Raw genomic sequence first — 24,935 nt, forward strand, 5'->3', positions numbered from 1 at the left:
TCTTCAAGGTCGCTGGGCAACGCCTCATTAGTGCAATAGGCCGGACCTTGTCCTTCGACCAGATTGGTAACGCGGTCAATCTCGATGGCAACGACAACGGCCGCACCATACTCGTCCGCTGATCCTCTACACCCGACCTCCTGACCAGGCGCCGGGCCGGTTTTCTCTTCCTCTTCGCCAGCCCGGCGCCACCTCAAGACCCCATTCGCAACCAACACCGCGCAAAAGAATCGACAGCACCGCACTCGGCCAGTGGTGGTGACCTATAAGGAGAAAAAGATGGAAATCGGAATCCTCGGAGCAGGCAACGTCGCCGTCGCGGTGGGCCAGTCGCTGACCGCCGCAGGCCACCGCGTGAAACTGTCCAGTGGTCGCGGTCCGCGTCGCTTGACTCCGATCGCCGACAGCATCGGCGCGAAGGCGGCAACGATCGCCGAAGCCGCCGCGTCAGAACTCGTCCCTGCTCGCCGTGCCCTGGCCCGCAGTAGCGGACGTGCTTGAACCACTTCCCAACTGGCAGGGTCGAATCCTCATCGACGCCACGAACCCGTTCGGCTCCTCGAACCCGCTGAAACTCGCGCACCTTCAGGGCCGAAGCGCGAGCATGATCGTGGCCGATCATGCGCCCGGTGCGCGAGTCGTCAAGGCGTTCAACTCGATCACCATGGCGAACTTCGAGAAAGGTCCGTTGCACGGCGAGGCGAGAAGAGTGTTGTTCGTGTCTGGCGACGACATGGCTGCCAAGCAGACGATCCAAGACTTGATCGCGGAACTCGGCTACGTGCCGATCGACCTCGGCGGTCTCGACGAGGGTGGCCGCATGCAACAGCCCGGTGGCCCGCTCGCCGGCCGCGACCTTGTTATCAGTCAATGACGCGACCTGGTGATCAGAACTCTCTTCCCCCGCAGATCCATGGTCGGATCGTACGGCGGCAGCCGGTGCCCGGGAAGATACGGGGGACTATCAGGCCGCTCCCGTGGGACCAATGTCCTTGCCCCCGTGGAGCTTTTTGAGCGTTCTCACCAAAGAGGCCTCGATCAGCTTGTCGTTGCCCTCGGAGATGAAGTGGTGGACCCGCTTCTCGAACAGTGCCCGCATCAACGGGTTGAACACCTCGTAGGTCTCGCGGAAGTAGACCCGAGTCTTGCCATCTCCGAGATCCTCCAGCCGGGTCAAACCCGAGGCTTTGGACCACAGCGGCTTGCCGATGGCGTCGTAGCGCCACGACACCGGGCGCTGGGCCTCGGTGGCACGGCGACCAGCAGCCTCACTGCTTAACCGCCAGGCGGCAGGAGACGTCCGACGGCTCGCACACCTGGGTCGCGACCAGAGTTGGTTTGTACTTAAGTACGGAAGAACTGCGGGATAAGCATCAGGAAATCCTGGACACGTATCCGCATGCTCGCGTGATCCGTTTCGCCGTATCGGACTACGACTGGGTAACGCCTGCTGAGAAAAAAGGGCGCCGCATCACCTAATCCGTCACGCCCGCAACCGCTCTCGTCGCGCCGGTCGGTAGTAGATCGGCGCGGCGGGAGGGGTTCACGTAGGCTCTTTTTGCCGGTCCCTTGCGGGTCCGCGCTGGCTGCCCACGACGAGGTGTTGCGCACCGCGATTGAGTCGCACGGCGGAGTCGCACGGCGGGTTCCTGTTCAGCCACACAGGTGATGGCGTGGTAGCGGCGTATGCCCGAGGAGCACCTGCAACGCGCGAAAGATACGGGCTCCCGCGATAGGGCAGCATCAGTACCTTCCCTACCTTCCCTCGCGGCAAGTAAACCCTTTCCTTTCAGGCGTGGAATCTGGCTCGTGAGCGATTACAGAAGCCACCCTTGGATCGGCATCATTTCTCTCAACAATCCGACGAGAGGAACTCATGATGAACGAATCAACCGCCCGCAACCTGACCCGCTTCAAGTACGCAGCCACGCTCCTTGGCGCCATGGCCGTTTTTGCCTTGGCCCCGGCGACCGCTTACGCGCAACCCGTCAACAACGGCGCTGGCGATGGCGGATGCCACTACACCGACAAGGACGGTTACGATATTCCGATTGACGACGGCCAGTCTGTTTTGGTCGACGGGAAAACTGTCTCCTGCAGCGGTGGAACGATCACCGTCAGCCTTAAGACCTCCGGCGCGGGCGCGCAACAGCAACAGGGCAACCCGGTTTTGTCGCCGGTGACCAAAACGCCCAAGCGCCCGCTGCAGAACCAGAACGTGGCGGTCTTTGTCCAACAGCGCTGAACGCCTGAACCATTCAGTCGGCCCGCCACCAGCTGGTGGCGGGCCAAACTTTATGTCAGACGATGGCTAGCCGGATTCGGTTCGCTTCATCTTGTTGGCTATGAAGATCAGCGCCGCGGCCAATGGCGTGCCTCGTCGGCGGGTGAGATGGCGCAGGTGTCTGTCCTGTATAGAACAGGCTGGATGGGCTCGGAGTTCGGATTGACCCCGGCCAGTGAACGACACGTGAGCACGGCAAAGCCTGAGGATCCGGCCGATCCGTACGCCGATTAGGAGCGAGATGATTTCGGATTACAGCGAGTATCCCGCGGAGTGGGGTTACCAATCCGACGAACCCGAACCCGTGAAAATCAACGGCCGTACCATCGCATCGTTGCACTCCGGCTGCCCGACCCGAACGCGACGTCCTCGTACTCGGCGCGCAGTTCTTCGCGCTGGTCCCATAGCCTTCGTGCGATGTTCGTGCGGGTCGACGTCATCTTCCAGGAAATCCACGTGGACACCTCCTGGGACGGAAACATCGCGTCGAAGTAGGGCCCCCACGTGATTGCCGCCCATTGCGGCGCGGGCCGGGAGACAGTGCCCTTGGCCGTCCAGTCGGGTCGTAAAAATTCATAGCTGTCGATCGACGGTGGACTCGCGGCCGTTAGGGCGAGCGGCGCGGTGTACACGCTCGAAAGCGGACCTTCGGACTCACCTTGTCAGATCCGCTTCCGCCGAGTTCGAATTGCGCGCACGATGGAGAAGTCTGCGGGTCTCACAAGGTTGAGGAAGGGAGCGGGAAATGAAAGCGAAGGTGGGCGACTTCCTGGTGGTTAAGGGCACGACTACCGAACGGCATGATCAGCACGCCGAGATCATCGAGGTCCGCTCGCAAGACGGCTCGCCACCCTATGTGGTGCGCTGGCTCGTGAGCGACCACGAGGCCACGGTGTATCCGGGCTGCGATGCGGTGGTGGTCACCGCCGCCGAGCACAAGCAGGCGGCCGAGCGGGCGTCAGCGCGGGCGGGCCGCGGGGGCACGTAGCCGCGCCTCCGCTAGTCGCCCCAAGGTGATGCGCATCAGCAGCACGCTGCAGCTGGACCACCGCGTACAGGTCGACTGCGAGAGTCTTCTCGATGTCGGCTGTGACTCGTTGCTGGTGTCTGGGTCCGACCACTCCCCGTGCCAGCATGACCCACGCAGACGCTCACAGCACCGGGGCCATGTGCGGTTGTCCCCATCCGCCGCTCACATCGACGCTCCAAGCTCCGTGGCAGTCCTACTCAACCTGGACGGAGGATAGTCGTGCTCGCGCAGCACAAGGTGCGCAGCGACATCGCGGTCGTCCACGGGTCGAGCGGGGTCGGCGCGTCGGGACACGAGTTCATCGAACAGGTCGGCGAGCGTCTTCGCTCGATAGCGTCGAAGGGCGCATTGACCGTCGCCGGAGTATAGCGAGGGCCGAGATGGCGGGCTTCGTTCTCCGACACCGTAATCCGTCGGATCACGTATTGACCTGGCTGACTAGCGCCAGGAGTGACGTGGGAGTACCCGTCGCCGTCGATCGTCTCGATCTCCAGACCAAGATCGAGTGAGGTGGAGGCCGGGGTGTTCAGATCGATCATCGTGGCGAACCCATTGTCTCTCCGATATTGGGGAGCCACCTGTCGGAGCGGGACGTCCGTCGTCGTCATGGCGGGTCGAACTTCCCTCCCCGCCAGTGACGTAGACCATCGAGGAAACACCATTGGAGACTTGGCGTCGGTGCGGCCATACGAAGGCAAGTTCAAACCGGAGTGGCCCTGCCGTCGACCGCGACGTGGGCGATGCCGTTCGAGCGCGGCTGTCCGGTGCGCCAATACCACGTCCCGAAAGGGTCAGCGGCATCTGGGCGGGACACGATCACCCAGCTCGCAGTGTGCTTGCTTCGGCGAGCCGACCGCGACCGGCCCCGGGAGTTCGGCATACACGAGTCGGACGGCGCTCCTGACGAAAAGGAGGGCCGTCCGAAGCACCACCACCTGGTTACCAAGCGTGCATGATGCGCGGTGAAATGTGGCCTCGGCGTCAGGATGGCGTTTCCCCGCCCTGACGCAAGCCCACCGCGCGGTGCCCAGTTGATGGGCCTCGCTTTGCGTGGGTACCTAGTGCTCGTGCTGGGCGCCACAGCCGAGAGGAGGAATCTTCTCTTCCGGTCCGACCTTGGTCTGCCGTGGATCCGTACCTTTAGGTCTACGCCGTTTATCCAGGTAAAGCAACAAAATGGGTTGGGTCGAGCGATCAACGGGCATCTCGCCGACCGTCACCAATTCCCTTCGCGCACGTGTTCGGCCGGATCGACAGCATCGACGCCGATATCGCCCGACATCGGCGAGCCGATCGAGGCCGTCTGGCCCCCTTTCATGTGGAAGACGATCCTGGATAACAGGTCCTCATCACCGAAGAGCTGGGCGCCGCGCCGACACCCCTGGTGCTCGCGCCGGTGGAGTGCTAAACCAGAAGGAGCGCAGCCAGCCGACAACCCCGTCGCGGTGGCGAGGTGCGGCAACCAACATGTAGGAGGTGGTTGCTGTGCTTCATCCCGACCCATTCCGTGACATCGACAGACTCGCCGCGCAACTGCTCGGTACGTCGCCCGGATCCGTCCGAGTCCCACTGGCCATGCCGATGGACCTCTACCGCTCCGGTGATCACTACGTGCTTCACGTCGACCTTCCGGGCGTGGACCCCGGTTCGGTGGACGTCAGCGTTGATGGCGGCATCCTCACTGTGAAAGCACAACGCAGCGAACGCACCGAGGTCGACGTTCAGTGGCTGAGTTCCGAGCGCTTCACCGGCGGTTACTTGCGTCGACTGTCCCTCGGTGAGGACATCGACGCCGACCACATCGCCGCCACCTATCAGAACGGGGTGCTGACCGTAACCCTCCCGGTGGCGGCACGGGCCAAGCCGCGCCGAATCGAGATCACCCCCGGGGCACCTGAGGAGATAAAGGTCATCGAGCCCAGCGACTCAACCGACCAGCACACCACGACCTAACCTCTCTTCACCGGACAGGGTCCAGGCGGGTCATGCCGCCGGGCCTTGGGTGGCCGGAAGGCGGGTTGCGCGAGGCGAATCGGCTTCGAGAGTCTTCGGGTAGCCGGCGAAGTTCGCTAGCTTCCGGCCGCCGGACGGTGCGCCCGGTTTGGCAAATTCACCGTCATGGGCGGCTCATGACAGCTGTGCCAGTAGCGCTTCGGCGTCCTTCAGGTCGGCAGTGTCGAATCCCTCGGTGAACCAGCGGTAGACAGGTGAGAGCAGTGCGCGGGCTTCCTGCGACCGGCCCGCCCGTTGCCACATACGCGCCAGGCTCATTGCTGCGCGAAGCTCCCACGACTTCGCATGCTGTGCTCGCGCCAGTGCGAGTGCTTCTTCGAAGCAGCGTTCGGCTTGGGCAGGATCGGTCGCGTCGCGTCGAAGGAGCAACTCGCCTTTCATGCGGTGCACTTCGGCCGCGTATAGGATCTCGTCGTTGCGTCCAATCCACTCGAACGCTTCATCCAGCGAACGCAGCCCGTCATCGAGCTGCCCGAGCGCGCCATATGCTTCCGCTGCCAGCGCCAGGAACCACGGCCACGCTGCGCCCATGCCCAACGCTCGGCGTCGGTCCATCGCGTCGCGGATGTCGGTGATGCCCCGGGCGGCGTCGCCTCGGTCGGCGAATGCCCACCCGCGTGGCAGGAGACACCACAGCGCGACCGCGTCGAGGCCGTGCTCTGTGGAGATCGCGAGCGCTTCTTCCGCTTGTGCGCGCGCTCGCTCAGGGTCGCGGCGCAGCTGAGCGAGCTTGGCGGAGAACAGTATTGCCATCGCGATGCTTGGAGGAGCTCCAAGCGCCCGCGCGTGCGTCACCGTGCTCTCCATGCCCTCCACGGCTTGTGTCGGATAACCCAGCACCCAATCGCTCATCGCGCGGAGGTAGCCGCACACAACGCCCGAATCTTGGCTATAGCCAATCAGATTCGCGCGGCTTTGGTTGGCGTCATAACATGCGAGGCCTCGCCGGCTGTGATCGTGTACTGCCTCGAAATCGCCCTGCCACCACGCCGTGTAGGCCAACATTCGATGTCCGACCGCCATGACGACGGGATCCTGTACGGGTTGGGCCAGTGCCAGGAATTCCTCGGCCAGCGCGCGTGCCCGCAGCATGCGTCCACGGACCATCTGCGCGTATGCGAAGCCGGAAAGTGCGGGGAAGAGCTCGGGGGTGCTCCCGACCTCCTTCGCCAGCTCGCAGGCCCGGGCATAGATGTCTTCGACCGCGTGAGGGCCGTGTACGAAAGTCCACGCCGCACCGAGCAGTATCTGAAGCGTGAGCTCTTGCTTGGCGTGCTGCGGGCGCGGTGAGAGCGTCTTCAGCAGTTCCAGGCCCCGGTTCGCGTGGTTGGCCGCTTCCTCGTTGGCGTAGCGCTGCAGTGCGCGTCGTCCGGCGCCTTCCCAGTAGGGCACGGCGTTCTCGGTGAGGCATGCCTCGGTGTAGTGGTGGGCGAGCAGTTCGGGTTGAGTGGCGACCAGTTCGGCGAATTCAGTCTCGATCGTGGTCGCAATGCGTCGGTGGTAGTGCTGACGTGTGCTCTTCAGCAAGGACTGGTATGCCGCGTCCTGGATGAGTGCATGTTTGAAGCGGTACGTGGCTTGGGGGGGTGTCCCTTGTTGGAATAGAAACTCGGCGGCTACCAGCTGTGCGAGTCCGCTACGCAGAACAACACCGTCAGCTGTCGTCGCTCGGCCTCCGCTGGATTCTGATCATCCGCCGCCCAGACCAGACCAGGTCCGTCCTCGCGCACGTTGTCGGCATGTGCGTACAGCACCTCGGCACGCAACGCGTCAAGACGCTCGTCGTCGAGGCCGAATTGCAGGACTGGTCACCGTGCGCAGGGGAAGCGTCGGGGCTCGACAAGCGCGCGGTAGGACACCCGACCACGGCTCCGTAGGAGCTCGACAGCCTGGTCGACGATCCCGTAGAAGTCCATGACGGTCCCCTCGACGCCGCTTCTGGGCCCACCGCCGGCGGTCACTGCCGGACCAATTGTGCGCCAACGCGGCGGATGCTGTCGAGATTCAACAACTCGTCAACAAAACCCGCGTGCACACGACGGCGGAGATCTGATCGGCGGTTTCGGCGCGGGCCAGCCTTCAGAAAAATGGTGACGGAAAAGTGTGCGAGTTGCTGCGGTCTCTGACGCATGACTGTGCAGCTTTTGAATTGGAACACGTTGTCAATGACCGCTTCGGCGCTCCTGACATCCTCGGCCATGACGCCAGGGGCGGCGATGGCGTGGCTCAAAGCCGTCGCAAGTCGAAGCGGGACTCGCGGTGAAGGCCCCTGGCGGAGGATCATGCAAGAAGTGGATGACGTCTCGGTGATCGGCTGCGTCGGGCCGTTGATTGTGGCGACCCGCGGGCTCGAGGGTGCAGGAGAAGTACTTCTGTACGTGCGGGGGTCGAAAGAGGCGTATCTAGCCTGGTCGAGCGAACCTCTACCCAGGGGGGCCGAGGTGTTGGTGATTGACACCCGCGGTCCCCGGACAGTCCTTGTCGAGGCCTGGCCCGGCTTCGATTCCTGAACGCACAGCCGGCGACACACACATGAAGCATGAAGGAGTCCAACATGTTCGGATATAGAGTGCCCGCACCCGACCAGGCGATGCTGATCTCCGGCGGCCGAGCCGCAGGCAACGCCCCGTTCCGCGTCGTCACCGGTCACGGCGCGTTCATCATGCCGTTGTTCCGAAAGGTCCGGTTCCTCACCCTGGCGATGTGTGAGGCAGAAGTCGAAGAGAAGTGCGTCACTCAGCAGGGGATCACCTTGAACGTTCGGGCGGTCATCGCGTTCAAAGTCGGCAACGACAGTGAGAGCGTCGTCAGCGCCGGCCAACGATTCTTGTCGGATCAGAATCAGATGGCGATCCTGACTGGGCGAATCTTCGCCGGTCACCTTCGCTCGATCATCGGGTCGATGACCGTCGAGCAGATCATCAAAGAACGGCAGAAGCTAGCCACGGAGGTCCTCGACGGGTCCAAGGAGGAGATGATCAAGATCGGGCTGACAGTCGATGCCCTGCAGATCCAGTCGATCGATGACGGAGCGCTTGGGTACATCCTCGCGATGTCGGCCCCGCACAACGCGGCCATCCAGCAGCAAGCGCAGATCGCTCAGGCGAAGGCCAACCAGGCCTCCGCCGAGGCCGAGCAGGAATCGCAACGCAATCAGGCCGAGTTTGCGCGGCAGACCGCGATCGTCAAGGCGCAGTACAAGGCAGAAGTCGACAAAGCTCAAGCCGAAGCCGCCCAGGCCGGACCACTCGCTGAAGCACGAGCCCAGCGCGAAGTGCTGGAAATGCGGACCGAGTTGGCTCAGCGCGCCGCGGAGCTCCGACAGCAGGAGCTCGTGTCGGAAGTGGTCAAACCGGCCGAGGCGGAGGCGGAGCGCGTCCGGATTCTCGCGGTCGCCGACGCCGAGAAGATGAAGATTCAGGCTGAAGCCGCCGCGTCGCATAATCGGGTCGCTCTGGACCGGATGCTGATCGACCAGCTTCCCGAGATCGTCAAGCAGGCCGCTCAAGGTCTTTCGGGCGCCAACCTGACAGTCCTCAACGGCGCCGACGGGCTCGGCGAGATCGCCACCGGCCTGGTGGGACAGGGCTTGGCGATCTTCGATTCGCTGCGCGGCGGAATCGGTCAGCACCCGTCGGACGACGTCTCCGACCAGATTGGGCTCAATGCCTCGCACAACAACCAGGCCTAACTAGGGCGCCCCGGATGGGCGATCGCTGACCTCGTGCTGGATGGGTTGGCATCACCAAGCGTTCCGCGACGTTGTGCCGGGATGGCACTCTCCTCCAGCGCGTGGGCGTCGCGGTTGCCAGGTAACAGCGAGCACAGCTCACCGGCCAGCCGCACCCCCTCGTCGCACAGTTCGTCGCGGATGGCTGACGGGCCGCCCGTCGACTAGTAGCCCTCGGTGAACACCGAATGGATGCAGCCGAGCACATGCGGCGTGCGCTCGGCCGGAGGTACCCGCAACGGGATGTTGGCTGTTCGGATCTTGTTCTTGGCCTGGGTGATTCGCTGACCCACTGCAGCCTCGGACTGCAGCAGCGCACGGGCGATCTCGGTGACGGTCAGGCCCGAGATCAATCGCAGGGTCAGCGCCAGCTGCGAGCTGCGGTCCAGCGCGGGATGAGCGCAGGTGAACATCATCCGCAGCTCGTCGTCGCGCACCGGGTGCAACGCACCGGACCGCGCTGTCACCTCCTCGTACACCGCCGCGAATTCCTTTCCGCGACGTAGAGATTCACGCCGCATCCGGTCCAGCGCGCGGTTGCGGGCCACCGTGGTAAGCCAGGCGCCGGGATTGGTGGGCAGCCCTTCGGACGGCCACACCCGCAGTGCCTGCGCACAGGCCTCCTGGACGGCGTCCTCGGCAATGGTGAGATCGCCGGACCAGCGCGCGATCGTGGCCACGGCGGGACCCCACTCGCGCCGAAAGACACCGTCCAGTTCGGCCATGGGTGCCTTACAGCCCGGAGACCCCGGCGAGTTGACGCACCTGGACGGCGGAGGCGGGGATCATCGCGGCGAGTTTGACGGCCTCGTCGCGGTCGGCGGCGGACAGTAGATAGAAGCCGGTGGCGATCTCGGCTCCTTCCACATAGGGCCCGTCGGTCAACAACACCTCACCGTCGCGAACTCGCACCGTCGTCGCCGTCGCCGGCGCCTGTAACGCGGCCCCGCCGACGATGTGATCGCCTGCAGCGGCTGCGAATTCACCGTGCCGTTCCGCTTCCGCCTGCCACTCCGGCGTGCCGGGAACAAAGGCGGATGCCGGTGGCTCGAGCAGCAACGCCAGCCACTGGCCGCCGGTCTGCGACCAATCCGGATCGAACGCGTGGAAAGTCGGCCGGACCTCCACCGCCCCGAACTCGGCCACCGGGATGTCGCGGGCCAGCGCCAGTGCCTCGTCGAGGTTCTCTGCCTCGAACACGTAGTAACCGCAGGCCACCTCGGCGCTCTCGGCGAATGGGCCGTCGGTCACGACCGGGGCATCCGGACCACCCGTGATGCGCACAGCGCTTGCCGTCGGCGCCAAGGCATCACCCGCGCGGATCGCCGAAGCCGCCTTGGCATGGAATGCCTGGAAGGCGGCCATTCCCTCGGCGCCCTCCTCAGGCGTGCGCTCGCGCTCCTGGCTGATCAGTAGGGCGAAGTACTGCATTGTCGTCTCCTCTGGTTAGTGAGCGGAAACCGGTGTATTCCACTCTCTACCCATCCGACGAACGGCACTGCCCCAATCCGACACCCGGCGTCTGATTACTTCTGCAGCGTGAACTGATGCACGGTGGGTGTAGCCTTCGCGGAAATACCGCTGGCAGCCGTTGAGGTACTTGTCGTGGCGGTCATAGACCGTTTGGCCCTGGATCGCGATGGCCTCCTCGCGATGCGCCTCAAGCGCGTCCGCCCAGATCTTCAGCGTCTTGACGTAGTGCGGGCCGATCTCCTGCAGCTTTGTCGGGTTGAACCCGGCGTCGGTCGCTTTCTCCTCCACCATCGGCACCGAGGGCAGCCGACCGCCGGGGAAGATCTCCGTCACGATGATGCCCGCCCGGCCCCCTAACGGCAGGAACGGGGCGGCCCGGCGCAGACTGGCACTGCGCACGCGTCCCTCCCGTTCAGCCTGCGCCGGAAGGAAACCCGTGGCCCAGACAGGACCGTGGACCGGTGACCCGGTCTGGCTCGCCGACGTATTGCAGGCCGAGGGTGTCCGGCTCGTCGAATATCCTGGTTGGCGCGACCGCGGCCATGGCGACTTCAAGGACATCCGCGGCGTGATGGTGCACCACACCGGGTCGGACAATGCCAGTGCCGCCTCCATCGCGGAGGGCACGCCTGATCTTCCCGGCCCGCTGTCGCAGCTGCACATCGCGCGCGACGGCGTGGTGACCGTGGTCGCGGTCGGCGTCGCATGGCACGCCGGGGTCGGCATGTATCCGTGGCTTCCGACCAATATGGGCAACTGGCACATGATTGGTATCGAGTGCGCCAACACCGGAACCAGCCCGACGGCACCGCACCGCACGAACTGGCCCGACGTGCAGTATGACGCGCTGGTTCGTAGCTGCGCCGCGATCAACCGCCGCCTAGCGCAGAACTCCAGTCGCACGATCGGGCATAAGGAGTACGCGGGCCGCGCGCAAGGCAAATGGGATCCGGGCGCCATCGACATGAACATCCTGCGCAGCGACATTCAAGCCCACATCGGCAGCATTGCCGACCCGGCGCCGACACCGAGGCCGCCGGTGCCAGTCGGTGGGTTCGCCGACGTCCTGCTCTTCCGCGGTTCCGAGGGGCCACCGGTCGCCCAGCTGCAGCGCCAGCTCAAGTACGGCTATCCCGCGTACGCCGGGGATCTGGTGATCGACGGCGTTTACGGCCGCCAAACCGAAGCCGCGATCAGGGAGTTTCAGCGACGCACGCGGGGCTTGAAAGTCGACGGCATCGTCGGCCCCGCCACCGCTGCCGCCCTGAATCTGAGGGTGGTGTCAACCGCTTAGTTGTTACTGACGGCTGACAAAGAAACGGATTGAGGTGCCCGTGACCGTCTGGGCGTTGGGCGAATCCCGCCAACCCCGGAGTGATCGGCGTTAACATTGGCTACATCGGCTGTCAGGCAAAGGAGTTCGCGATGGCTGTCATATTGAGACCGGGCGACAACAACGATCTGGTTCGGCTGCTTCAGGCCCGACTGAACCTCGGCTACCCGCTCTATTCCCATCTCGTCGTCGACGGCATCTACGGGCCGGCCACCACAGCGGTGGTCAGGGAGTTCCAGCGGCGCGCGGGGCTAGTGGTTGACGGTATCGCCGGACCCCAGACGCTCGGACGTCTCGGGTTGAGGTTCGATCAACCCCCTCCGACACCCACTGCGCTGCCGTTCTTCTACTGCGCCTCTGGTACCTGGGCCACACCATTCCAGGGGCCGCCTTTCGACGTGGGTTGGCGGCTCGAACAGATGGGACGGGTCCGAAATCAACCCGTCGGATATCCCGCGGCGGGGTTCCTCTATCCGAACCCGTTTCTGAGCTACAACGAATCGGTAGCCCTCGGGGTAGCCGAACTCGTCCGGCTGATCCTGATGAATGCGGGCAAGTTCTACCTCTGCGGCTACAGCCAAGGCGCCGAAGTGGTGGTGCGGACGCTGCGCTTGATGCTGCCCGGCCAGCCGTTGGCGCACCGCGCCGGCGACCTCCTCAATGTCATCACGTTCGGCAGCCCTTGCCGCCCACCCGGGCCGACGCGGCTGGGCAATAACCCGCCGGGGTCCGGCATTTCCAGGATCTACACTCCGAACGAGTTCCGCGCGCGCACGTTCGATTTCGTGCTCGACGGCGATATGTACGCGACGGCCACCGACGACACGTTGCTGCATCTCGGATACGAGGCGCTCACACCCCTCGAGCTCGATCTGCCGTTCGCCGTGAAGATCGTCACCCTCATCCAAACCGATGAATTCCTCGCTCTGCTAAACCTCGCCAACACGCCCGAGACATTTGCGAAGGTGGTGAGGACGGCGATAGTGGTGGGGGAGTTCATCATTCGCAATCCGCATATCCACTACAACGACTGGATCGCCTTCAACGGCGCGACAGGAGTCGACCGCGCGGTTCAGATTCTCACCGATGCACCGGCCGGTCAGCCGGCGGCCGCAGCGGCCTCCCAACCTTCCGATGCGTCGGCATAGCCGACTGGCCGCCGTCAACAATTGATGACGACCGCGCTCACCACATCGATGGACATCCACCAGAATCAGCGCGCTCGCAATGACCGGCGCGCAGCGCCTAGTTCGCGACGGCAGCCTGCCGCGGCACGATCATCGTCGCCACGGGTGCATGCCGCAGGATGCGCGCCGCCGCCGAGCCCAGGAACACCTGAGCTGCCGGTCCGGCCGCGCCAGAACCCAGCACCAGGATGTCGCCGGCCCCCCACTCGACGGCATCGACCGCGTCACGCCACGTCGGTCCCGCCCCGATCACCACCTCGGCATCGAGGGTGTCGACTCCCGAACGGACCGTCTCCAGCTGGGCAGCGATCCCCTCCTGGGTCCGCCGCACCCACTGCTGCACAACGAGGTCTTCGGCGGCCGGTTCGATCGCGCCGCTGAACATGGTGACCGGTCGCACGGTGAAGGAGGCGATCCGCAGTCGCGCCGACCAGCGCTCGGCCAATTCCGCACTCGACGAGACCAAGCCAACCGCATCCGCCTGCCCGCCATAGGCCACGGTCAACCGCTCTATCCGGCCGGGATGCCCCGGATATCCCCGAGGTGCGATCGCCACGGGGACCGCGGCGGTGTGGACGAGGCGATCGGTGACGCTGCCCAACGCGATCCTGCCGAACAGACCGGAGGACGACGAGCCGACGACGACGACGTCCGCGCTCATTTCAGCCGCGAGTTCGGTCAGGCCCTCCGGGATCGATGTGGCCTGGTGAACGATCTGCCACACGTCCAGGTCATCGGGGAGTTGGTCAGCCATCCGTTTGAGCGACTTCTCAGCGTGCATACCAACGTAGTTCAGGTACTCGTCCTCGACGGGATCTGACTTCGGTGGCCACGGGCGCTCGACGATCGCCGCCGCGACGATCCTGGCGCGGGTGCACCTGGACAGCTGCGCCGCCAGATGCAGCGGTGCAATCCCCTGACGGCTCGCACTGAATCCCGCGATGATCGTCATCGCGGAACCTGGTTCACCACAACAGACTTCGCGACCACGTGCGTCACCGGCACCTTGAATTGGGCGCGGGTGCGATCGACGACGTCGAACCGGTGCCACACCGAGAACTCCGGCGGCAGCGTCGAGATCACGATCTGATCAGGACTGAACTGCGCGACGGCGTGGTCCAGCGCACGCAGTGGCCGGTAGTCACCCAGTTCACCTTCTGCGTCGAGGTTCTCGCTGTGCAGCGCGGTCAGCGTGGCCTCGAGTCTGGCCGTCGCGGCCTCCTGCGTGGCTTCCGAGACGTCGCGCGGCCCGTGTGTGGCTGCGGCACCGGTATCGACGGGACTGGCCGGCACCACCACCAAGTACTTCGCCGCCCGGTCGGCCCCGATGCGCCGTAGCTCATCGAGCAGCTCATGGGAGTCGACTGTCTGATTGGCCAGCACGAGCACTCGGTGCGGCGCGCGGGTCGGGCCTTCGGCCGGCTCTGCTGGACGTCGTTTCACAAACCACTTGTTCGCGCCGAAGAGCACGATGACGACCGCCCAGGACAGCAGGCTCAGCACCAGTTGGGACCGTAGTGCCGTGTCGATGAACATCTGCACCAGAATGGCCACGATTCCCAGCGCAGTAAGCACCGAGAGCACCGGGAACAGCCACATCTTCACCCGCAGCTCGGAGTCCGGAGTGCGGTAGCGAAGCACGATCTGCGAGATCGCGATCAGCAGGTAGACGAAGAGGATGATCGCGCCACTCGAGTTGAGTAGGAACGCGAAGACCGTGTCGGGCGAGACCGCCGCCGCGATCACGCACAGGAACCCGATGACCGAGGACGCCAGGATCGCATTCGCCGGCACACCACGACGGGTCACCTTAACCAGTGCGGGCGGCGCCTCCCGCCGCGCAGCGAGCACGAAGAGCATCCGCGAGGCGGTGTACATGCCTGAGTTGAGGCAGCTCAGGACCGCCGTCAGCACGACGGCGTTCATCACGTGGTCTGCGTAGGGAATTCCCATCTCGGTGAAGGCGGCGACGAAGGGCGACGCGGCCACTGCATCGCCGTTCCACGGCAGGATGATCACCAGCAGCAGCACCGCCCCCACATAGAACACCAGGATCCGCAAGATGACCGAGTTGGCGGCTTTGGCCACCGCTCTCTCCGGATCCGCAGATTCTGCGGCCGCGATGGTCGCGATTTCGGCGCCGACCATCGAGAAGATGACGGTCACGATGCCGACGGTGATCACGCCGAAGCCCAGCGGGAAGAAGCCGCCGTGACTTGTCAGGTTGGAGAAGTCGGCCGATTTGCCGGGCCACAGTCCGAATACGAACGCGGCACCCAACGCGATGAACGCGATGATCGCGGCCACCTTGATGCCGGCGAACCAGAACTCGAACTCGCCATAGGACGACACCGAGAAGAGGTTGGTCGCCGTCATCAGGACCATGAAGATCAACGCGGACAGCCACAGTGGTACGTCGATCCAGTACTGCACGATCTTGGCGCCCGCGATCGCTTCGAAACCGACCACGATCACCCAGAAGTACCAGTACAACCACCCGACAGAGAATCCTGCCCAGTGCCCCAACGCGTTGCGCGAGTAGTCCGCGAACGATCCGGTGGACGGGTTCGCCACGGCCATTTCGGCCAGCATCCGCATCACCATGATGATCAACACGCCGGCCATGCCGTAGGTGAGGAAGACCGCGGGCCCGGTATCGCCGATGACGACGCCGGAGCCGACGAACAGGCCAGCGCCGATGACTCCTCCAATGGCGATCATCGTGAGTTGCCGCTGAGTCAGCGCTTTCTTCAGGGTGGGTACCGCGCTCATGGGAAAGACCTCCGATACACCACGGAAACAGGACGACCAACCAGCGTCGAGTACCCGCATGTGATCCGAATCACTCGTCGCGCCGTTGCGTGTTCCACGGCCAATACGGCGAGGGCCGTCTTCAAAGGCTCACACTGCAAGGAGCCGCTCGAAGAATTCGCGGTAGCGCTTGAGGGCGATGCGCAGATTCTCGGGTCAATGCCATCAATGGTGAGTATCCGGCCGAGATTGCCGAGACGGCGGCGGAATTCTGGGACGCGTTGGACTCAGACCGTCGACACTGGGACGTCTGCGCTACGAATCGGCGTGGCTCGCCGACGTTTCAGTGTCGCTCGTGGGCCGACCGCGAGCCCGACGGCGATCAACGCGATGCCCGTCCACACCGCCGTCACCCCGACCGCCAGGTAGCCGATCGCCAGCATGTCGCCGATGTCGAAAGCACGGACTGCCCAACAGCCTTCGGTGCAGATTGCCAGGACGGTGAACATCGCCACTGCGAGCCATGTGGTGTGGACCGAAACACCCTCCGGTCCGTGCCGGCCCAGCACCGGGACGGCCAGCAGCGTGAAACCGGCCTCGCACACGAACACGGTGAGCGCCCACAGGATACCCACCGCGTCCGAGCGGCCAAGGCCTTCGACGACCATCGCGCCGGTGCTGACTACGATCGCCGCCGCCAACACCCGCGCCCGTGGACTACGGCCCTCGAGCATCGGTCCGATCGCGGCCAGCGCGACGGGCACGCAGGCCACCGCGACGGCAAGCACCGCCGGTTCGGCATGCCGCGATCCGTTTACGAGCGCGACGTTGAACACGACCAGCCCGGTGACCGCGACGCCGATCAGCCACAGCCATTCCGCGCCGCGGGGCCGGTGCAGCCGACGTCCGGTCATGCTCGCCCACCCAACGAGCAGCGCGCACGCGATCGCATAGCGCAGCGCCTGCGCGGTGTAAAGGGGCGCATCGGCGAGAACGGAGGATACCCCGGCCCGCGGCCTCACCGGCTGGCTGGTGACTGCGTTGCACGACGCCATCGACGACGGCCGACTGCCCCCCGGGTGGCCGGCTGCCCGCGAGCCGCGCCCTGGCCGCCGACCTCGCGATGTCGCACGGTGTCGAGGCCTACCGGTGGTTGACCGACGAGGGCTGGTCGGCGGTCGCAGCGGCGGCGGAACGACCGTGCTCACCCAACCCGCCAGGGTCCCGCAGCCACGGCCCCAGTCCGATCCGCGGGCTGCTGGTCCGCCGCGGCTGCCGCGGCCCCCGGATCCCGATCGGCGAGGGCGTCGACCTGTCGCCGGGTGTACCCGATCTGTCCGCTTTCCCCGGAGTCTGTGGCTGCGAACCGAACGCACGGTCCTGACCGAGACACCGCCGGAGGAGCTCGGCTACGGCGATCCACGTGGGCACCCGCGGTTGCGCGCTGCGCTCGCGCCGTGGCTCGCCCGCACGCGCGGGTTGCGGGCCGGGCCGGAGGACATCATCGTCGTCTCCGGCGTTGCACAGGCCATGGCGCTTCTGGCGCAACAGCTGCGCCGAGACGGCGTCGAATCGATCGCGGTCGAGGATCCCGGATCACGGGGAGCCGTCGATGAATTCGCATATTGGGGACTGCAACCGATCCCGGCTCTGGTGGACGACGACGGGCTCCGGGTGGACGCGCTGTCGGCCGCAGGCGTTCGCGCCGCGTTCCTCACGCCCGCACACCAGTTTCCGACGGGTGTCGTGCTTGCACCGCATCGTCGGCGCGAGCTGCTCGCGTGGGCGGTGGACGCCGAACTGGTCATCGAGGACGACTACGACGCCGAGTATCGCTATGGCCGCGCGCCGGTTCCAGCGCTGCACCCCGCCGCGCCCGACCGGAGCGTCTATGCCGGAAGCACGTCGAAGGGCCGCGCCGGCGTTGAGGCTGGGGTGGCTCGTTGCGCCGCCGCGGCGCTATGAGGACCTGGTTACGGCCAAGCACGCCAGCGACCTGGGCAGCCCGACCGTGCCGCAGCTCGTGCTCGCCCAACTGCTGGAAAGCGGCGAGTACGACCGTCACATCCGTCTGGTCGGGGCGCGGCACCGTGCGCGGCGCGATGCGCTGCTCGACGCCTTGACGTCCGAGTTGCCCGCCGTCGCGGTGAAGGGAGTCGCGGCCGGGTTGCACCTGCTGGTGACGCTGTCCGATGACTCGTTGGATGACATCACGGTGGCCGACGAACTGCGCGAGGCCGGCGTGCTTGTCCCTCCGTTGTCCTGGCATCGCCGGCTGCGCGGACCGCCAGGTCTGGTCGTTGGATATGCGGCGCATACACCGGATCGGCTGCGTGAAGCGGCCACTACGATCGCGCGCGTCGTGCAGTCCGCGTGATCCGAATGACTGGTTCAGGCATGCGGGTGTTCAGCATTGGCGACATATACGTGTGCGAGAGCCTGGAATCCTGTCACCGATGCGTTGCTAGCCCGCAAGGGTGGATCGACTCAACAGGTCAGTTGTCGGTCCGAGTCTGACTGGGGCACAGTCGTTTTAGCACGTCGTCGATGACGAGAAATAGGACGAAGGTGGACATCTCGGCGGGGGAGGCGCCTGCGCCGGCCGCGCGCGGGGCAGTCAGAGAATTTGTTCGAGCAGGGTCTTGAGATCCTTGCGCTTCGCAGTAGTGAGACGCCCAAGTCGCCTATCGAACGCTTCCGATAGCACCGCGAGGCCGTCGGCGGTGGCTTGGCGCCCGACAGGAGTGAGCAGGAGGCGATGGCGTCGCAGATCGGCGGGGTCGATTTCGCGGCGCACGAATCCCCCGGCCTCAAGCCGTTTCAGATAAACCGTCACCGTCACCGTCGGCTTGGGCATGCTTAGCGTGACCGCCGGTTCGGCCGGGTAGGGGTGCTCGTCGACCTCCGCGAGCGGCACGCTACTTTGATCGCCAGTAGGAGTCGTGGCCGTAGGTTTTGGCGACAGCGTGGGTTGCTCATCAGTGCGAGGCGTTCGTGCTGGACTTCACACCGAACCTGCAGTCCATCGCGTCGAGCGCGTTGCGTTGCACGTCTTCGGTCACCTTCGATCGGCTTCGACGTACGTTCCGGTGGTTAGGGTGGTGGAGGCTGTCATCGCCCGTTTGTGCCGGGCGGCCCTTGAAAGTCGGTGGTCTCCTGGGGGAATGGGCGATGCGTTGTCGGCTTGGTGTTGTGCGGTGGCGGTGGAGTCTTGGAGTGTGTCGGTGTGACTTTCGGAGGCGTGGGCGGCGGTGGCACGCTGGTCGGGGCGGTCGGCGTGATGACCGCAGAGGGGGTGTGCGCCGGCACTCGCGGCGGCCCTATGGTCACCTCGGGTGGAGTCGTGTTGACTGTCGGCGGGTTCGTCGTAGTCGGCACGGTGACAGGTTTCGTCGGGATGACAGCACCGGTTAGGTCGAACCCCTCGCGGGACACGACAAGCATCGCCGACATCGTGATACCAACCGCCAGAGCCCCGGCGGCGCAGACCGCGATCACCACAGGCGCTGCGTGATAAGAGGATTCGAGGGGGACGCCATGGCCTGTACTGAGATCGTCGCAGCGGCCGTCGCCTTCCGTTTCTAGGTGGACATCGCCGCCGTGATGACGTCGGTCGCGGGTATCGGCGTCGGATGTATGCGATGCCGTTGCGATCAGAACTTCTCGACTATGGTGGCCTGATCGCGTTCGGCGGGGCCGGCGGATTGGACGGTGAGGATTAATCCGATGCCGCGTGCGTAGTACTTATTCTCGGCAGGTTCGCGCGGATTGAGCAGGTTGACGTCCTTGGTGACCAGCAAGTCCTTGATGGCCCCGGTGAGCGGTGTGGTTTCACTGCCGGTCAGGCTGAGCACTTCGCCCGTGTCCTCGGCGACGCCCTTGGAGTACTCCTGCCGATAGGAGTCCCCGACCTGCGGATGCCCAGGCACGACCACGCCGGGTTGTGCCCCGTCGACTCCGGCCTCGAAGGAGCCCGTCGTGTCCACTGTGCCGGTGTCGAAAGCCTTTGTGGCTTCACCGAAATACCAGACATTGCCGTCGCGGTCCTGGGCGAACCAGTCGAGGGTGTCTTCGTTCGGCTTGCCGTCCACGGTGACCATGTCGTGGACGACGACGGTGTTGACGCCCATGATCGTTTTGGTGTCTCGCGTGACTTCAGTGATGGTCTCTTGATGTCCGTCGGCGGTATCTGCGTCATAGATCGTTCGGGTCCCTGGGGTGAGGGGCAGGTAGGGGTTGTCGATCGCGGTCGAGAACGCCGCGGGGTCGATCGTCGGGGAGTAGGGATCGGTGATCTTCAACGGAGAACGGCTGGCCTGCGAAGACGCGGGGCTGCTCGTCGCGGGTGATCCAACTGGGTAGCTAGCCGATGGAGGCCCGGCGCCGCCGACACAGGCTGCGCTTGTCGCGGTCAAGGACAACAAAACAGCGACCCGCGGCAGCCGTGGCCTGGGGTTGGTCATCGCGGCACTGTACGGACCGGAAGCTGAGAACACGCTGAGTACAGCGCGGTTGCTATGCGCCGGCGCACCGACGTCACGGACTGCTGGCACGCGCCGAGTTGTTTGCTGCCGGTGAACTCGACCGTAGCGCTGTTCCGCTCGTTGTCGAGATCGGCCAGCTGGTGCCGCGATGACCAAAGCATCTCTACACAGGCCGAGGACCGGTCATCAGTTGCCTGTTCGTCAAGTGAACCCCCGCAGCGACGGGATCGGGTTGTCGCTGGATCCTCGGTGCCCAGCGGGAGATGGCGTTTCGGCTCATCGCCGCTTCCGCACGACCACGAGCTGTCACCTAGCTATCACCGCATTTGTCAGGGCATCAACACCGGCAAGCCGAGCCGCGTGTTCGGCGCTCAGGCCGAAGCGGCGGGCCAAGGCGCCCGGAGCTGTGTAGCTGAGTTTTGTTTGATAGTCATCGGCTGCCCACACGACGACTCTGAACGGCAGTTCCAGCGCGACAATTGGCGCAGCCGCCATCACCGGCGTCGCCGAAGCCGGACTTCCAAAGATGACCAGCTTGGTGTCGCGTAGATGCAACCCAACGTTGTCCGCTTCGGCGCTGTGATCGATCACCGCGAACACCTTTAGCTGCCTCGCCGCGGCCACCGCCAGCAGACGGGTGACCGTATCGGCGACCGACCAAGGACTCGATTTGGTGACCACGTCTTCGCCGTGGGCGCCATCTGACGCGTCCCGGACCTTTGGTGGCTCAGGACCTTCCATGGACGCCATAGCTCCTCGATCTGCTCAGGGCCACCGGAAGAATTGTGTCGCGCGTGGCGTGCGCTGTCTTAGGTCAATCGACTCGAAAGCGTCTTAGCAGAGGTTTTTTCGTTGCGGGCATCCCCTCGAACCTGGCCTTTGCGCGTCCGGGGGCAAGCGGCCGGTGGCTCAGGCGCTTCTCGCTGGGTTGATCAAACATCGCCGGCGGAGCCGGGCACGTCGAGTCATTTGACTCAAGAGCTACCCGTTGGGTCTGAATCAGCATTGAGGGAGTTTCACTGCCCACCGTCGGCCCGTGGCGACGAACCGCTCCCAGCTGCGAACAGAAGAGGTAACCGATCATGACAAGCTCAGCTCCGCACATCCCGGAGGCGTTGACCTCCCCGAGCCTCAACCGAGGGACCGCTTTCGACCACGGGCAGCGCCGTGCGTTGGGACTGACGGGCCGGTTGCCGTCGGCGGTGCTGACGTTGGAGGATCAGGCGCAGCGTCTGTGGCAGCAGTTGCAAGGCCTACCCAGCGATCTGGCGCGCAACCTGCTGCTCGAGCAGATGCACAACCGCAACGAGGTGCTGTACTTCAAGGTGCTCTCCGAGCACCTGCCCGAACTGTTGCCGGTGGTCTATGACCCAACCGTGGGGGCGGCGATCGAGCAGTACTCCGACGAGTATCGCGGCCAGCGCGGGGTGTTCTTGTCGATTGATCGTGCCGGCGAGATCGCGGAATCCTTCAACACTCTCGGTGTGGGTGCCGATGACGTCGACCTCATCGTGTGTAGCGACGCCGAAGCGATCCTCGGCATCGGCGACTGGGGCGTGGGCGGGATCCAGATCGCCATCGGGAAATTGGCGATCTATACCGCAGGCGCGGGAGTCGACCCCTGTCGCACGATCGCCGTGTCACTCGACGTCGGGACCGACAACGAGACGCTGCTCAACGACCCGTTCTACCTGGGCAACCGCCACGCCCGGCGCCGCGGCGCCGACTATGACGCCTTCATCAAGTCCTACATCGAAACCGCCCACGCGTTGTTCCCGAACGCGATGCTGCATTTCGAGGACTTCGGGCCCGAGCACGCCCGCGCCATCCTGGCCAGGTACTCGCCGGATTACTGCGTGTTCAACGATGACGTGCAGGGCACCGGCGCGGTAGTGATGGCCGCGGTCTACTCCGGACTGAAGGTCGCGGGCACGGCGATGGCGGAGCAGACGTTGGTCGTGTTCGGGTCCGGCACCGCCGGGGTCGGCATCGCCGACCAGGTGCGCGACGCGATGATCGCCGACGGAGCCACTCCCGAGCAGGCTAGCGCCCAGGTGTGGCTGGTGGACAAGCAGGGCCTGCTGTTCGACGACACGGACGACCTGCGCGATTTCCAGACGCCGTATGCCAAGAACCGCCAGCAGCTCGGCGTTGGCGATGATCGGGTCGGTCTTGTCGACACGATCAAGATGGCGTCGGCCACCATCCTTCTCGGCACCTCGACGGTGCACGGCGCGTTCACCCGCGACGTGATCCAGGCGATGGCCGCATCCACGCAGAGGCCGATGATCTTCCCGATCTCCAATCCCACTGAGAAGATCGAGGCGATGCCGGCCGACGTTCTGGACTGGTCGGGCGGTAAGGCACTGGTGGCGACCGGTATTCCGGTCGACCCCGTCACCTACGACGGCATCACCTACCAGATCGGTCAGGCCAACAACTTCCTGGTGTTCCCGGGATTGGGTCTGGGCGTCATCGTCGCCGGCGCGCAACGGGTGACCAAGGGGATGCTGGAGGCCGCGGCGAAAGCCGTTGCCCACCAAGCCGATGTCAGCACACCCGGCGCTGCGCTGCTGCCGAACGTGCGCAACCTGCGGGCTCTGTCGGCGGTGGTCGCCGAGGCCGTCTACTCCGCAGCCCACGCCGACGGTGTGGCGACCGAGAAGCCCGACAACGTGGTGCAAGCCATCGCCGACACCATGTGGCAGCCCTGCTACGACGGCGGGGGGGCCACCCAAAATGAGAACCGATGACGCTCCGGAGATCCTGAAGATCCCCATCGGGATCGACGCGGCAGGCACCCGCCGCGAGACCGACTCTATGGGTGAAATCGAGGTTCCGGCCGACCGGTACTGGGGCGCGCAGACCGCCCGGTCGCTGATCCACTTCTCCATCGGCAACGACCACATGCCCAAGGAGGTCTACCGCGCCTACGGGTATGTCAAGAAGGCCGCCGCCAGCGTCAACGCCGAAGCGGGACGGCTCCCCCGGTGGAAAGCCGACCTGATCGCCCAGGTGTGCGACGAAGTCATCGCCGGCGACCTCGACGACCAATTCCCGCTCTACGTCTGGCAGACCGGTTCGGGCACCCAGTCCAACATGAACGTCAACGAGGTGATCAGCAACCGATGCATCCAGCTCGTCGGCGGCGACCTCGGCTCCAAGGAACCCGTCCACCCCAACGACGACGTGAACATGGGCCAGTCGTCGAACGACACCTTCCCGACCGCCATGCACATCGCGGCCGTACTCGAGACACACACTCGGCTACTGCCACGGATCCACGCCCTACACAACGCAATCGATGCGAAGAGCAAGCAGTGGAACGACGTCGTCAAGATCGGCCGCACCCACCTCGAGGACGCCGTCCCTTTGACGGTCGGCCAAGAATGGTCGGGCTGGGCCGCCCAACTCGACACCGCGGCCAACCGCGTGCAGGCATCACAACACGAGCTCTACCGACTCGCCGCCGGCGGCACCGCCGTGGGCACGGGCCTCAACGCACCACACAACTTCGGACACGACATCGCCACCGAAATCGCCCACCTGACCAACCGGCCATTCATTACCGCACCCAACAAGTTCGAAGCCCAGGGCGGCCTGGACGGCATCGTCGCGGCCGCGGCGACGCTGCGCGGCCTGGCCGTCACGCTGATGAAGATCGCCAACGACATCCGCTGGCTGGCCTCGGGTCCGCGCACCGGGATCGGCGAGTTGAAACTGCCGGCCAACGAGCCGGGCAGCTCCATCATGCCGGGCAAGGTCAACCCCACCCAGTGCGAAGCGATGGTCATGGTCTGCATTCAAGTCATCGGCGACGACGGCGCCGTCGCATTCGCCGGGTCACAGGGCAACTTCGAACTCAACGCCATGCGCCCGATCGTGATCAACAACTTCCTGCACTCCGCGCGGATTCTGGGCGACGCAGCCGAGAAGCTGCGCACCTACTGCATCGATGGAATCCAGCTCGACAACGATCAGATCGACCACTACGTGCACCGCTCACTGATGCTCGTCACCGCACTCTCCCCAATCATCGGCTACGACAAGGCCTCCGCCATCGCTCACGACGCCGACCGCACCGGGCGCACCCTGCGCGAATCCGCTTTGGACTCAGGCGCGATCACCGCCGAAGACTTCGATCGGATCGTCGACCCCGCCACCATGGTCGGACCGTTCTAGGCAAGACCCGAAATGGGAGGATTGCAATGTCGGAAACTGTGATCGAACACGTCCTCGGACGCCTGAAAACCATTGGCATAGACGATGTCTTCGGGGTTCCCGGGGATTACGCGTTTCCGTGCACGATGCCATCGTCCACGATCCGGACGTCAATTGGGTTGGGTGCTGCAATGAGCTGAATGCGGCTTATGCCGCCGACGGCTACGCTCGGATCCGCGGCGTCGGCGCGGTCAGCACGACCTACGGCGTGGGTGAACTGAGCGCGTTGAACGGCATCGCGGGTGCCTATGCCGAGCACCTCGCCGTCTTTCACTTGGTCGGCATGCCCACCATCGCCGCGCAAACGAGTCGCGCATTGGTTCACCACACGTTTGGCGACGGTGAGTTTGACTTCTTCCGCACGATGGCAGAACCGGTCGTATGCGCCAGCGCCATCCTGACTCCGCAGAGCGTGGCGTACGAGACAGA

The 24,935-nt window shown here is 64.9% G+C and carries 28 protein-coding genes and 1 pseudogene; 16 read left to right on the top strand and 13 right to left on the bottom strand.

Annotated elements, in window-relative coordinates; translation table 11 throughout:
• The first annotated feature begins 279 nt into the window (after positions 1 to 279).
• On the top strand, positions 280 to 501 hold the full coding sequence (locus QOI01_RS14555) for an NAD(P)-binding domain-containing protein (RefSeq protein WP_526382033.1): 222 nt from the start codon (positions 280 to 282) through the stop codon (positions 499 to 501).
• Positions 494 to 874 (top strand): NADPH-dependent F420 reductase, encoded by a 381-nt coding sequence (locus QOI01_RS14560; RefSeq protein WP_526382035.1) that lies wholly within the window; start codon positions 494 to 496, stop codon positions 872 to 874. The genes QOI01_RS14555 and QOI01_RS14560 overlap by 8 nt, the downstream gene beginning before the upstream one ends.
• A gap of 90 nt (positions 875 to 964) precedes the next feature.
• Here the strand turns inward: QOI01_RS14560 and QOI01_RS14565 are convergent, their stop codons facing one another.
• Entirely contained in the window at positions 965 to 1,231 is a 267-nt protein-coding gene (locus tag QOI01_RS14565; RefSeq protein ID WP_526382037.1) for a hypothetical protein, read from the bottom strand.
• A 648-nt stretch (positions 1,232 to 1,879) separates the two neighbouring features.
• Here QOI01_RS14565 and QOI01_RS14570 point away from each other — a divergent pair.
• Entirely contained in the window at positions 1,880 to 2,245 is a 366-nt protein-coding gene (locus QOI01_RS14570) for a hypothetical protein (protein WP_526382039.1), read from the top strand.
• A 350-nt stretch (positions 2,246 to 2,595) separates the two neighbouring features.
• Here the strand turns inward: QOI01_RS14570 and QOI01_RS14575 are convergent, their stop codons facing one another.
• A complete protein-coding gene (locus QOI01_RS14575) occupies positions 2,596 to 2,916 on the bottom strand; it encodes a hypothetical protein (RefSeq protein WP_526382041.1) in 321 nt (106 codons plus the stop codon).
• 113 nt (positions 2,917 to 3,029) lie between these two features.
• Between QOI01_RS14575 and QOI01_RS14580 the strand changes: the two genes are divergently transcribed.
• The 3 genes from QOI01_RS14580 (at position 3,030) to QOI01_RS14590 (ending at position 5,267) form a co-directional block, all read left to right on the top strand.
• Positions 3,030 to 3,272 carry a DUF1918 domain-containing protein gene (locus QOI01_RS14580; RefSeq protein ID WP_526382043.1) on the top strand — a complete coding sequence of 81 codons (243 nt, stop codon included), beginning with the start codon at positions 3,030 to 3,032 and terminating at the stop codon, positions 3,270 to 3,272.
• A gap of 261 nt (positions 3,273 to 3,533) precedes the next feature.
• The gene (locus QOI01_RS14585; protein ID WP_526382045.1) at positions 3,534 to 3,683 is read left to right on the top strand and encodes a hypothetical protein; all 150 of its coding nucleotides are present in this window, start codon (positions 3,534 to 3,536) and stop codon (positions 3,681 to 3,683) included.
• A 1,116-nt stretch (positions 3,684 to 4,799) separates the two neighbouring features.
• Positions 4,800 to 5,267 carry an Hsp20/alpha crystallin family protein gene (locus QOI01_RS14590; RefSeq protein WP_526382085.1) on the top strand — a complete coding sequence of 156 codons (468 nt, stop codon included), beginning with the start codon at positions 4,800 to 4,802 and terminating at the stop codon, positions 5,265 to 5,267.
• 174 nt (positions 5,268 to 5,441) lie between these two features.
• Here QOI01_RS14590 and QOI01_RS14595 read toward each other — a convergent pair whose 3' ends face one another.
• The gene (locus tag QOI01_RS14595; RefSeq protein ID WP_526382047.1) at positions 5,442 to 6,854 is read right to left on the bottom strand and encodes an ATP-binding protein; all 1,413 of its coding nucleotides are present in this window, start codon (positions 6,852 to 6,854) and stop codon (positions 5,442 to 5,444) included.
• 212 nt (positions 6,855 to 7,066) lie between these two features.
• Between QOI01_RS14595 and QOI01_RS14600 the strand changes: the two genes are divergently transcribed.
• Entirely contained in the window at positions 7,067 to 7,204 is a 138-nt protein-coding gene (locus QOI01_RS14600) for a hypothetical protein (protein ID WP_526382048.1), read from the top strand.
• A gap of 80 nt (positions 7,205 to 7,284) precedes the next feature.
• Here the strand turns inward: QOI01_RS14600 and QOI01_RS14605 are convergent, their stop codons facing one another.
• The gene (locus QOI01_RS14605; protein ID WP_526382050.1) at positions 7,285 to 7,527 is read right to left on the bottom strand and encodes a hypothetical protein; all 243 of its coding nucleotides are present in this window, start codon (positions 7,525 to 7,527) and stop codon (positions 7,285 to 7,287) included.
• Between the two features lie 82 nt (positions 7,528 to 7,609).
• Here QOI01_RS14605 and QOI01_RS14610 point away from each other — a divergent pair, with 82 nt between their 5' ends.
• Positions 7,610 to 7,837 carry an NfeD C-terminal domain-containing protein gene (locus tag QOI01_RS14610; protein WP_526382052.1) on the top strand — a complete coding sequence of 76 codons (228 nt, stop codon included), beginning with the start codon at positions 7,610 to 7,612 and terminating at the stop codon, positions 7,835 to 7,837.
• A gap of 44 nt (positions 7,838 to 7,881) precedes the next feature.
• Positions 7,882 to 9,018 (top strand): SPFH domain-containing protein, encoded by a 1,137-nt coding sequence (locus QOI01_RS14615; protein ID WP_526382054.1) that lies wholly within the window; start codon positions 7,882 to 7,884, stop codon positions 9,016 to 9,018.
• 95 nt (positions 9,019 to 9,113) lie between these two features.
• Here QOI01_RS14615 and QOI01_RS14620 read toward each other — a convergent pair.
• The 3 genes and pseudogenes from QOI01_RS14620 to QOI01_RS14630 all read right to left on the bottom strand — a co-directional run.
• A pseudogene (locus QOI01_RS14620) lies at positions 9,114 to 9,782 on the bottom strand (RNA polymerase sigma factor); the annotation flags it as partial.
• 7 nt (positions 9,783 to 9,789) lie between these two features.
• Entirely contained in the window at positions 9,790 to 10,488 is a 699-nt protein-coding gene (locus QOI01_RS14625) for a YciI family protein (RefSeq protein ID WP_526382056.1), read from the bottom strand.
• A 15-nt stretch (positions 10,489 to 10,503) separates the two neighbouring features.
• Positions 10,504 to 10,929 (bottom strand): class I SAM-dependent methyltransferase, encoded by a 426-nt coding sequence (locus QOI01_RS14630; RefSeq protein WP_526382058.1) that lies wholly within the window; start codon positions 10,927 to 10,929, stop codon positions 10,504 to 10,506.
• A gap of 37 nt (positions 10,930 to 10,966) precedes the next feature.
• Between QOI01_RS14630 and QOI01_RS14635 the strand changes: the two genes are divergently transcribed.
• Positions 10,967 to 11,824, top strand: coding sequence for a peptidoglycan recognition protein family protein (locus QOI01_RS14635; RefSeq protein ID WP_526382060.1), 858 nt, complete (start codon positions 10,967 to 10,969; stop codon positions 11,822 to 11,824).
• A gap of 131 nt (positions 11,825 to 11,955) precedes the next feature.
• Positions 11,956 to 13,011 carry a peptidoglycan-binding domain-containing protein gene (locus tag QOI01_RS14640; protein WP_526382062.1) on the top strand — a complete coding sequence of 352 codons (1,056 nt, stop codon included), beginning with the start codon at positions 11,956 to 11,958 and terminating at the stop codon, positions 13,009 to 13,011.
• Positions 13,012 to 13,108: 97 nt separating this feature from the next.
• Here the strand turns inward: QOI01_RS14640 and QOI01_RS14645 are convergent, their stop codons facing one another.
• From QOI01_RS14645 to QOI01_RS14655, 3 genes are all read right to left on the bottom strand, one after another.
• A complete protein-coding gene (locus tag QOI01_RS14645) occupies positions 13,109 to 14,002 on the bottom strand; it encodes a universal stress protein (RefSeq protein ID WP_526382064.1) in 894 nt (297 codons plus the stop codon).
• Positions 13,999 to 15,822, bottom strand: coding sequence for an amino acid permease (locus tag QOI01_RS14650; RefSeq protein ID WP_526382066.1), 1,824 nt, complete (start codon positions 15,820 to 15,822; stop codon positions 13,999 to 14,001). The genes QOI01_RS14645 and QOI01_RS14650 overlap by 4 nt, the downstream gene beginning before the upstream one ends.
• Before the next feature lie 266 nt (positions 15,823 to 16,088).
• Positions 16,089 to 16,823 (bottom strand): EamA family transporter, encoded by a 735-nt coding sequence (locus QOI01_RS14655; RefSeq protein ID WP_526382068.1) that lies wholly within the window; start codon positions 16,821 to 16,823, stop codon positions 16,089 to 16,091.
• Positions 16,824 to 16,950: 127 nt separating this feature from the next.
• Between QOI01_RS14655 and QOI01_RS14660 the strand changes: the two genes are divergently transcribed.
• Positions 16,951 to 17,766, top strand: a complete 816-nt coding sequence (locus tag QOI01_RS14660) for an aminotransferase class I/II-fold pyridoxal phosphate-dependent enzyme (protein WP_526382070.1) — start codon at positions 16,951 to 16,953, stop codon at positions 17,764 to 17,766.
• The gene (locus QOI01_RS14665) at positions 17,726 to 18,178 is read left to right on the top strand and encodes a hypothetical protein (RefSeq protein WP_526382072.1); all 453 of its coding nucleotides are present in this window, start codon (positions 17,726 to 17,728) and stop codon (positions 18,176 to 18,178) included. The genes QOI01_RS14660 and QOI01_RS14665 overlap by 41 nt, the downstream gene beginning before the upstream one ends.
• A 240-nt stretch (positions 18,179 to 18,418) precedes the next feature.
• Here the strand turns inward: QOI01_RS14665 and QOI01_RS14670 are convergent, their stop codons facing one another.
• The 3 genes from QOI01_RS14670 to QOI01_RS14680 all read right to left on the bottom strand — a co-directional run bounded on the left by QOI01_RS14670 (position 18,419) and on the right by QOI01_RS14680 (position 21,035).
• Entirely contained in the window at positions 18,419 to 18,718 is a 300-nt protein-coding gene (locus QOI01_RS14670; protein ID WP_526382074.1) for a MarR family winged helix-turn-helix transcriptional regulator, read from the bottom strand.
• 736 nt (positions 18,719 to 19,454) lie between these two features.
• A complete protein-coding gene (locus tag QOI01_RS14675; RefSeq protein WP_526382076.1) occupies positions 19,455 to 20,102 on the bottom strand; it encodes a hypothetical protein in 648 nt (215 codons plus the stop codon).
• A gap of 489 nt (positions 20,103 to 20,591) precedes the next feature.
• The gene (locus QOI01_RS14680; protein ID WP_526382077.1) at positions 20,592 to 21,035 is read right to left on the bottom strand and encodes a DUF302 domain-containing protein; all 444 of its coding nucleotides are present in this window, start codon (positions 21,033 to 21,035) and stop codon (positions 20,592 to 20,594) included.
• Positions 21,036 to 21,367: 332 nt separating this feature from the next.
• On the opposite strand from QOI01_RS14680, the gene maeA reads away from it, so the two are divergent.
• From maeA to QOI01_RS14695, 3 genes are all read left to right on the top strand, one after another.
• Complete coding sequence (maeA, locus tag QOI01_RS14685; RefSeq protein WP_526382079.1) at positions 21,368 to 23,038, top strand: oxaloacetate-decarboxylating malate dehydrogenase; 1,671 nt, start codon at positions 21,368 to 21,370, stop codon at positions 23,036 to 23,038.
• A complete protein-coding gene (gene fumC, locus QOI01_RS14690) occupies positions 23,025 to 24,467 on the top strand; it encodes a class II fumarate hydratase (RefSeq protein WP_526382081.1) in 1,443 nt (480 codons plus the stop codon). The genes maeA and fumC overlap by 14 nt, the downstream gene beginning before the upstream one ends.
• Positions 24,468 to 24,585: 118 nt before the next feature.
• A partial coding sequence (locus tag QOI01_RS14695; RefSeq protein WP_526382083.1) for a thiamine pyrophosphate-binding protein occupies positions 24,586 to 24,935 on the top strand: 350 nt, incomplete at its 3' end.

The sequence above is a fragment of the Mycobacterium sp. genome, assembly GCF_032162605.1.
Lineage (GTDB): Bacteria > Actinomycetota > Actinomycetes > Mycobacteriales > Mycobacteriaceae > Mycobacterium.

Bases quoted from the DNA above. Each gene is read 5' to 3' on its own strand.
- QOI01_RS14580 (WP_526382043.1), top strand. From the start codon at position 3,030: ATGAAAGCGAAGGTGGGCGACTTCCTGGTGGTTAAGGGCACGACTACC.
- QOI01_RS14650 (WP_526382066.1), bottom strand. From the start codon at position 15,822: ATGAGCGCGGTACCCACCCTGAAGAAAGCGCTGACTCAGCGGCAACTC.
- QOI01_RS14625 (WP_526382056.1), bottom strand. From the start codon at position 10,488: ATGCAGTACTTCGCCCTACTGATCAGCCAGGAGCGCGAGCGCACGCCT.
- QOI01_RS14570 (WP_526382039.1), top strand. From the start codon at position 1,880: ATGAACGAATCAACCGCCCGCAACCTGACCCGCTTCAAGTACGCAGCC.
- QOI01_RS14640 (WP_526382062.1), top strand. From the start codon at position 11,956: ATGGCTGTCATATTGAGACCGGGCGACAACAACGATCTGGTTCGGCTG.
- maeA (WP_526382079.1), top strand. From the start codon at position 21,368: ATGACAAGCTCAGCTCCGCACATCCCGGAGGCGTTGACCTCCCCGAGC.
- QOI01_RS14555 (WP_526382033.1), top strand. From the start codon at position 280: ATGGAAATCGGAATCCTCGGAGCAGGCAACGTCGCCGTCGCGGTGGGC.
- fumC (WP_526382081.1), top strand. From the start codon at position 23,025: ATGAGAACCGATGACGCTCCGGAGATCCTGAAGATCCCCATCGGGATC.
- QOI01_RS14610 (WP_526382052.1), top strand. From the start codon at position 7,610: ATGCAAGAAGTGGATGACGTCTCGGTGATCGGCTGCGTCGGGCCGTTG.
- QOI01_RS14645 (WP_526382064.1), bottom strand. From the start codon at position 14,002: ATGACGATCATCGCGGGATTCAGTGCGAGCCGTCAGGGGATTGCACCG.
- QOI01_RS14605 (WP_526382050.1), bottom strand. From the start codon at position 7,527: ATGGCCGAGGATGTCAGGAGCGCCGAAGCGGTCATTGACAACGTGTTC.
- QOI01_RS14615 (WP_526382054.1), top strand. From the start codon at position 7,882: ATGTTCGGATATAGAGTGCCCGCACCCGACCAGGCGATGCTGATCTCC.
- QOI01_RS14600 (WP_526382048.1), top strand. From the start codon at position 7,067: ATGTGCGTACAGCACCTCGGCACGCAACGCGTCAAGACGCTCGTCGTC.
- QOI01_RS14680 (WP_526382077.1), bottom strand. From the start codon at position 21,035: ATGGCGTCCATGGAAGGTCCTGAGCCACCAAAGGTCCGGGACGCGTCA.